The sequence below is a fragment of the uncultured Chitinophaga sp. genome (assembly GCF_937874145.1).
Taxonomy (GTDB): Bacteria; Bacteroidota; Bacteroidia; order Chitinophagales; family Chitinophagaceae; genus Chitinophaga.
Window position 1 is genome coordinate 1 of sequence record NZ_CALNBI010000203.1, and the last position, 6,110, is coordinate 6,110.

Annotated in this window: 8 protein-coding genes; 5 read left to right on the forward strand and 3 right to left on the reverse strand. The window is 52.8% G+C overall.

From position 1 onward, the window contains the following. Positions 1–116 precede the first annotated feature (116 nt). Positions 117–422 carry a tetratricopeptide repeat protein gene (locus Q0510_RS09440; protein WP_298710370.1) on the reverse strand — a complete coding sequence of 102 codons (306 nt, stop codon included), beginning with the start codon at positions 420–422 and terminating at the stop codon, positions 117–119. 112 nt (positions 423–534) lie between these two features. Here Q0510_RS09440 and Q0510_RS09445 point away from each other — a divergent pair, with 112 nt between their 5' ends. From Q0510_RS09445 to ispE, 4 genes are all read left to right on the forward strand, one after another. Beyond that, positions 535–1,275, forward strand: a complete 741-nt coding sequence (locus Q0510_RS09445; RefSeq protein WP_298710372.1) for an electron transfer flavoprotein subunit beta/FixA family protein — start codon at positions 535–537, stop codon at positions 1,273–1,275. Between the two features lie 51 nt (positions 1,276–1,326). Next, on the forward strand, positions 1,327–2,298 hold the full coding sequence (locus Q0510_RS09450; RefSeq protein WP_298710374.1) for an electron transfer flavoprotein subunit alpha/FixB family protein: 972 nt from the start codon (positions 1,327–1,329) through the stop codon (positions 2,296–2,298). A 161-nt stretch (positions 2,299–2,459) separates the two neighbouring features. Continuing rightward, on the forward strand, positions 2,460–3,062 hold the full coding sequence (locus Q0510_RS09455; protein ID WP_298710376.1) for a bifunctional nuclease family protein: 603 nt from the start codon (positions 2,460–2,462) through the stop codon (positions 3,060–3,062). 6 nt (positions 3,063–3,068) lie between these two features. Beyond that, positions 3,069–3,875 carry a 4-(cytidine 5'-diphospho)-2-C-methyl-D-erythritol kinase gene (gene ispE, locus Q0510_RS09460; protein ID WP_298710378.1) on the forward strand — a complete coding sequence of 269 codons (807 nt, stop codon included), beginning with the start codon at positions 3,069–3,071 and terminating at the stop codon, positions 3,873–3,875. 86 nt (positions 3,876–3,961) lie between these two features. Here the strand turns inward: ispE and rplT are convergent, their stop codons facing one another. Further along, a complete protein-coding gene (gene rplT, locus Q0510_RS09465; protein WP_298710379.1) occupies positions 3,962–4,306 on the reverse strand; it encodes a 50S ribosomal protein L20 in 345 nt (114 codons plus the stop codon). A gap of 39 nt (positions 4,307–4,345) precedes the next feature. After that, a complete protein-coding gene (gene rpmI, locus Q0510_RS09470) occupies positions 4,346–4,543 on the reverse strand; it encodes a 50S ribosomal protein L35 (RefSeq protein WP_109700507.1) in 198 nt (65 codons plus the stop codon). A 452-nt stretch (positions 4,544–4,995) separates the two neighbouring features. Here rpmI and Q0510_RS09475 point away from each other — a divergent pair. Next, positions 4,996–6,110, forward strand: a 1,115-nt coding sequence (locus Q0510_RS09475; protein WP_298710386.1) for a hypothetical protein, incomplete at its 3' end; no start/stop codon positions are given.

The window sequence follows — 6,110 nt, forward strand, 5'->3', positions numbered from 1 at the left end:
CCACGGAATCGGCGCCGCCGCTCACGGCCACGAGCATGGCAGCCCCGGCGGGCAGCAGCGATTCGCGGTCTATATAAGCACGCAAAGCGGCACGGAAGGCGGCGGGGTCGAAAGGGTTAAAGGTCTTCATGCGCGGCCTGGAGTTCGTTGTAAGCATGCATGTCCCGCAGCTGGCGGGCTACTTCCATCCCTTTTTCGTATGCGGCGGAAGCGGCGTCACGTTCGCCGAGGCGTTCGAGGGTTTTGCCGAGGTGGTAGTATGACCCAACGTAATTCGGATCGGCGGCGAGGAGGCGCTCGAACGTTTCCCGGGCGGCCGTGTCGTTGCCGGTTTTAACGTACTCGAGCGCCAGGGCGTGCAGCAGGAAGCTGTCGGCCGGGGAGCTCTCGAGAAATGACTTTATTTGTGCGATTCTATCCATGCAAAAGATGTTCTAAGCAAATGTTAAACGTATGGTGGCATCTGATGGCTGTACCCCTAAATCCCATATATTTGTAAATACTGCATTTTTCACCAAAACCAGAAAAACGGATATGAAGATCTTAGTATGCATCAGTAAAACGCCCGACACAACTGCAAAAATAGCTTTCACGGACAACAACACGAAATTCAGTGAGGCGGGAGTGCAGTTCATCATCAACCCGTACGACGAATGGTACGCGCTGGTGAGGGCGCTGGAACTGAAAGAGGCGCAGGGCGCAACGGTTCACCTGATCACCGTGGGCGGCGCAGATACCGAAGCCGTGATCCGCAAGGCGCTGGCGCTGGGTGGCGACGAGGCGTTCCGGGTGAATTCGGACAGCCAGGATAGTTTTTTCATCGCTTCGCAGATCGCGGAAATCGCTAAGCAGGAGCAATATGATATCATATTTACCGGAAAGGAAACGATCGATTATAACGGCTCGTCGGTAGGCGGCATGGTGGCCGAACTGCTGGGCCTGCCCTTCGTATCCATCGCCAGCAAGCTCGATGTGAACGGCGGCACCGCCACCCTGAAACGCGAGATCGAAGGCGGAGAAGAAGTTGTGGAAGTGAGCCTGCCGCTCGTACTCAGTGCGCAGAAAGGCATGGCGGAAGCCCGTATCCCGAATATGCGGGGCATCATGGCCGCGCGGACCAAACCCCTGAAAGTGGTGGAGCCCGCCGCAGCGGAAACACTGACGTCCATCGTGTCGTTCGAGCTGCCGCCGGCCAAAGCGGGCGTGAAGATGATCCCGGCCGACCAGGTGGAAGAGCTCGCCCGCCTGCTGCACGAGGAAGCCAAAGTGATCTAACCGCTTCCCATCCCCTATTCCATCATTTAATATCATTTAAAAAAGAAGAAAATGTCAGTCATCATATTTGCCGATCAGTTCCAGGGAAAAGTTAAGAAATCAGCGCTCGAAGCCGTGCAATACGGCGCCCAGATCGCGCAGCAGCTGGGTGTTCCGGCCGTTGCGGTAGCGGTGGGTGAGATCGACGGCGCGGAATTGTCCGCCCTGGGCCAGTACGGCGCCACCAAAGTTTTGCATGTAGCCGACGCGCGGCTGAATGAGCCCGAAGCCGGCGCGGTCACTAAAATCGTTGCCGAAGCGGTAGCGAAAGAAAACGGCGCCGTGATCGTGTTTGCCCACAACTTCGCCGGGCGCTCCATTGCCCCGCAGCTCTCCGCCCGCCTGAAAGCGGGATTTGTAGCCGGCGCCATCGGCCTGCCGGATACTTCGGCAGGGTTCGTGGTGAAGAAGAACGTATTCTCCGGGAAAGCTTTTGCCAACGTCAGCATTACCACCGGTAAAAAGATCGTATCGGTTATGCCCAATACATTCTCGCTGAACCCCGGCGGCGGCAGTGCTTCCGTGGAAGCGTTCGCAGCGGGACTGGGCGACGCTGATTTTAAAATCAAGACGGTGAAAGTGGAGACCGTGAGCGGGGAAGTGCCTTTGACCGAAGCCGAGATCGTGGTGAGCGGCGGCCGTGGGCTGAAGGGCCCTGAGCATTGGGGCATCGTGGAAGACCTGGCGCATGCGCTCGGCGCAGCCACCGCCTGCAGCCGCCCGGTTGCGGATTCCGGCTGGCGGCCGCATCATGAACACGTGGGCCAGACGGGCTTCACCGTGCGCCCCAACCTCTACATCGCCATCGGTATTTCCGGCGCTATCCAGCACCTGGCGGGCGTGAACGGCAGTAAAACCATCGTGGTGATCAACAAAGACGCCGAGGCGCCGTTCTTCAAGGCAGCGGACTACGGTATTGTCGGCGATGCGTTCGAAGTAGTGCCGAAACTGACCGAAGCTGTAAAGAAATATAAAGGAAACTAATGATAATGTGCTGACTGCCGCCGCTTCGTGCAGCCGAGCCCGGAAAAATAAAAACCGGCTTCCTGCGCGATCGGCGGCTTCACGCTTTTTCTATATCGAATATTTTTCTAACTTCACGTCTTATACACGTTTAATTGTGAGCGCTTACGCATAATGACCGTATGAGAAAAATAGAACTGGAAATAGTCGCACTGTCGCACAGTATTACACAAACTCATTCTTATGCCGTTGTACTTGGAGAAGTGAACGGATTGAGAAGGCTCCCCATCGTAATCGGAGGGTTTGAAGCGCAAGCTATTGCGGTAGCGCTGGAGAAAATGCAGCCGAGCCGGCCGTTGACCCACGATCTTATGAAGAACTTCATGAATGCATTTAATATTGAATTACATGAAGTCGTGATCAGCAATCTCCAGGAAGGCATTTTCTATTCCAAGCTGATCTGTTCCAATAACGACGATACCATCGAAATCGATTCGCGGACTTCCGATGCGCTGGCGCTGGCCGTGCGGTTCGGTTGCCCCATCTATACATACGAAAATATCCTCAACAGCGCCGGCATTCTGCTGGACGATCCCGCCGGCAAGAAGACCACCAAGCCAGCCGGCAGCCCTTCCATTTCGGAGCACGAGAAAGGTGCGGAAGACGATCTCAAAGCCCTGAACCTGGAGGAGCTGAACACGCTGCTGCAGGAGGTGCTGGAGCAGGAAGATTATATCCGCGCCATCGCCATCCGCGATGAGATCAACAGCCGTAAAAGCAAATAACCGGACGTGATCGTTTTTCCCAACTGTAAAATCAACCTGGGCCTGCATATCCTGCGGAAGCGGGAGGATGGTTTTCATGACCTGGAAACCGTTTTCTATCCCCTGCCCGTCCGCGACGGACTGGAAATGATTTCCGCGCCGGCTATGGATTTCAGCCAATCCGGCATTGCGATCCCCGGCGATGCGGCAAACAACCTGTGCATACAGGCATACCAGCTGCTGAAAGCGGATTTTCCGGATTTGCCGGCGGTACGGATGCACCTGCATAAGGTGATCCCGACGGGTGCGGGACTGGGCGGCGGATCGGCCGACGGGGCATTTGCCTTGCAATTATTGAATACAAAATATCAACTGGGACTGGATGACGACCAACTGGAGGCTTATGCGGCGCGGCTGGGGAGCGACTGTCCTTATTTTATCCGTAACCGCCCGAGCGTGGGCAAGGGTCGCGGGGAAATTCTGGAGCCGGTAGCGCTGGATTTGTCGGGGTACGGGTTTTTATTGGTGCATCCGGGGATACATGTGAATACGGGCTGGGCATTCGGGCAATTGCGGCCCGGGGCGCCGGATGTGGGGTTGGAAGAGATCGGCTGGAAGGATGTGGCGGGTTGGAAAGGGAGGTTGACGAATGATTTTGAGGGACCGGTGTTTACGAAATATCCGGAGATTGCCGCGATAAAGGAAAGGATGTATGGTGCCGGGGCATTATATGCGAGTATGAGCGGGAGTGGTTCGGCGGTGTATGGGATTTTTGAGGCGGGTAAGGTGCCGGACCTGGCTTGGAAGGACGGGTATGCGGTGTTTAAGGTGTAGGGTGATGGGAGGTTTGAAGGTAAAGTAAGGGCATAAAAAAACCGGCTACAATGTAACCGGTTCGTTTATAGCGATTTAGAATCGACTTATTTTACAGAAGCTACGAGAGATTTGAAAGTCTCAGGCTCGTTCATGGCGAGGTCAGCCAGAACTTTGCGGTTGAGACCTACATTCTTTTCGGTCAGTCTGTGAATGAGCTGTGAGTAGGTCATTCCTTCGGCACGGGCGGCGGCGTTGATACGCGCGATCCACAGGGTGCGATATTCTCTTTTCTTCAGTTTGCGACCTACATAGCTATACGTGAGCCCTTTCTCCAGTACGTTCTTAGCTACGGTGTATACGTTTTTACGTTTACCATAGAAGCCTTTGGCTTGTTTAAGGATCTTTTTCTTTCTGGCTCTGGACGCAACTGCGTTTACGGAACGAGGCATGTTATGCTTTTTAAAACTTGTTTAACAAAATTGATAGAACTAGCGAAGCACAAGCATACGCTTTACCAGGTTCAGATTGGCATCTGCCACCAGGCTACTTCCTCTCAGAGAGCGTTTTCTTTTGTTGGACTTCTTAGTCAACAGGTGACTTTTGTATGCTTTCGGGCGTTTGATCGCTCCGCTGCCGGTCACCGTAAACGTCTTCTTCGCACGGCTATGAGTCTTTACTTTAGGCATCTTACTACGAATTTGGTCTGCAAAGGTATATATTTATTTTACAAAAAGCACAAACGCGCTAAAAAAATTAAAATATTATCGCTTCGCATAAAAAAAAGTTAACATTTTTTCCACCGCAATAAAGATTTGAGTTTCAATCCGCCAATACTCTATTAACCTATTTTAATATCTATTTTGCGAGTCCGGATAAATTTATATTTTTGTATGTAACCATATTATCATTAATTTTAATTTCAGAATATTTAAAATTTGTCCATATCGGTATTGACTGAATTTAACCGAAGCCTATGAAATCGATCCTGTACGCCTATGAAAAAGAGCGCGGTATGAAACGCAGCTCATTGTTTCAAACAAGTTATCAAGTCGTTAGTCCGGCCCGCCGGCGCTGACACCTCCGCTCCCCTGCCCCGCCGCAGGGTACGGGTATTTTATTCACATAATTGTTTGCGACAATGAGAAGATTTTTACGCATTCTATTTATACTATTATCCGCCTCCTCCATGGCGCTCGGCCAATCGAGCCGCTGGGACCCGAAGATGACCGCGCCCGCCACGGTTTGCTTCGACTCGGAACTGGAAATGTATGCTTCCATCCACGTTTTTTTCCGGGATAACAAAGTTGTCGGGAGCGACAACAGTTTTGTAACGCCTGACAATGTGGTATGGACCATCACCCCGCCCACCGGGCCAGCCTACACTTATAACCGAGCAACGGATCCCAGGCCTGCCAGCATTCTTTGGGTCGACGGCAATGGCCAGACCATCATGCTTGACATTACCATGGTGGGTACGTACAGGGTTTCAGCAACATTGCATGACCGTGTAAGCGGCACCAACTATGTGCGCACTGTATATAAGGACATCGTGGTAACCGACTGCTCCCTGGCCGAATGCTTCGGTAACTACAGGCCCCAGACCAACTTCGTGGAAGATTTCGGGGATTTTGTGGCAGGAGGCCCGCGCCGGCCGGTTACAACCGGAACGATCGAATACGAATACAATGGCAACGCTTATACAAGCGCCAATACCAACAACTGGCCCCTCGAGGATAACGATTATACCGTTTACTATCATGCTATCCGTGGCGGACGCCCGGAATGGGGCGATATATATGACCATACCAATGATGGCCGCCTGGGAGGTATGCTGATCGCAAACTCCGCCCACGAGAAAAAGACATTCTATAAAAGAGAAGTAAACGACCTCTGCCCCGGTGCGAAATATAACTTCTCCGCCTGGTTCATCAACCTGAACTCCTTGCAGGTATTAAATAATACCTGCGCCAGCTATAACGACGATTACCGCTATGCGGGAGTAACGTTTATAGTAAGAAATGCCGCCACCGGCATAGCGATTGGTTCGTTCTATACGGGTGATGTATCCATGGACCTTCGCCGAAATGACCCGGGCACCCACCGGTTGACCGGCTGGCAGCGGTACGGCGGAACCGTTACGTTACCGCCGGGTGTTACCGATGTGACCGTAGAGATCCGGAACGAGAACCCGGGTGGTTGTGGTAACGACATCGCGGTGGACGACATCTCCTTTGAATTTTGCGCTCCGGATAT

What these genes read in the sequence shown, in the direction of transcription:
- Q0510_RS09440 (WP_298710370.1), bottom strand. Translation starts at nt 422, where the DNA reads ATGGATAGAATCGCACAAATAAAGTCATTTCTCGAGAGCTCCCCGGCC.
- rplT (WP_298710379.1), bottom strand. Translation starts at nt 4,306, where the DNA reads ATGCCTCGTTCCGTAAACGCAGTTGCGTCCAGAGCCAGAAAGAAAAAG.
- Q0510_RS09445 (WP_298710372.1), top strand. Translation starts at nt 535, where the DNA reads ATGAAGATCTTAGTATGCATCAGTAAAACGCCCGACACAACTGCAAAA.
- rpmI (WP_109700507.1), bottom strand. Translation starts at nt 4,543, where the DNA reads ATGCCTAAAGTAAAGACTCATAGCCGTGCGAAGAAGACGTTTACGGTG.
- Q0510_RS09455 (WP_298710376.1), top strand. Translation starts at nt 2,460, where the DNA reads ATGAGAAAAATAGAACTGGAAATAGTCGCACTGTCGCACAGTATTACA.
- Q0510_RS09450 (WP_298710374.1), top strand. Translation starts at nt 1,327, where the DNA reads ATGTCAGTCATCATATTTGCCGATCAGTTCCAGGGAAAAGTTAAGAAA.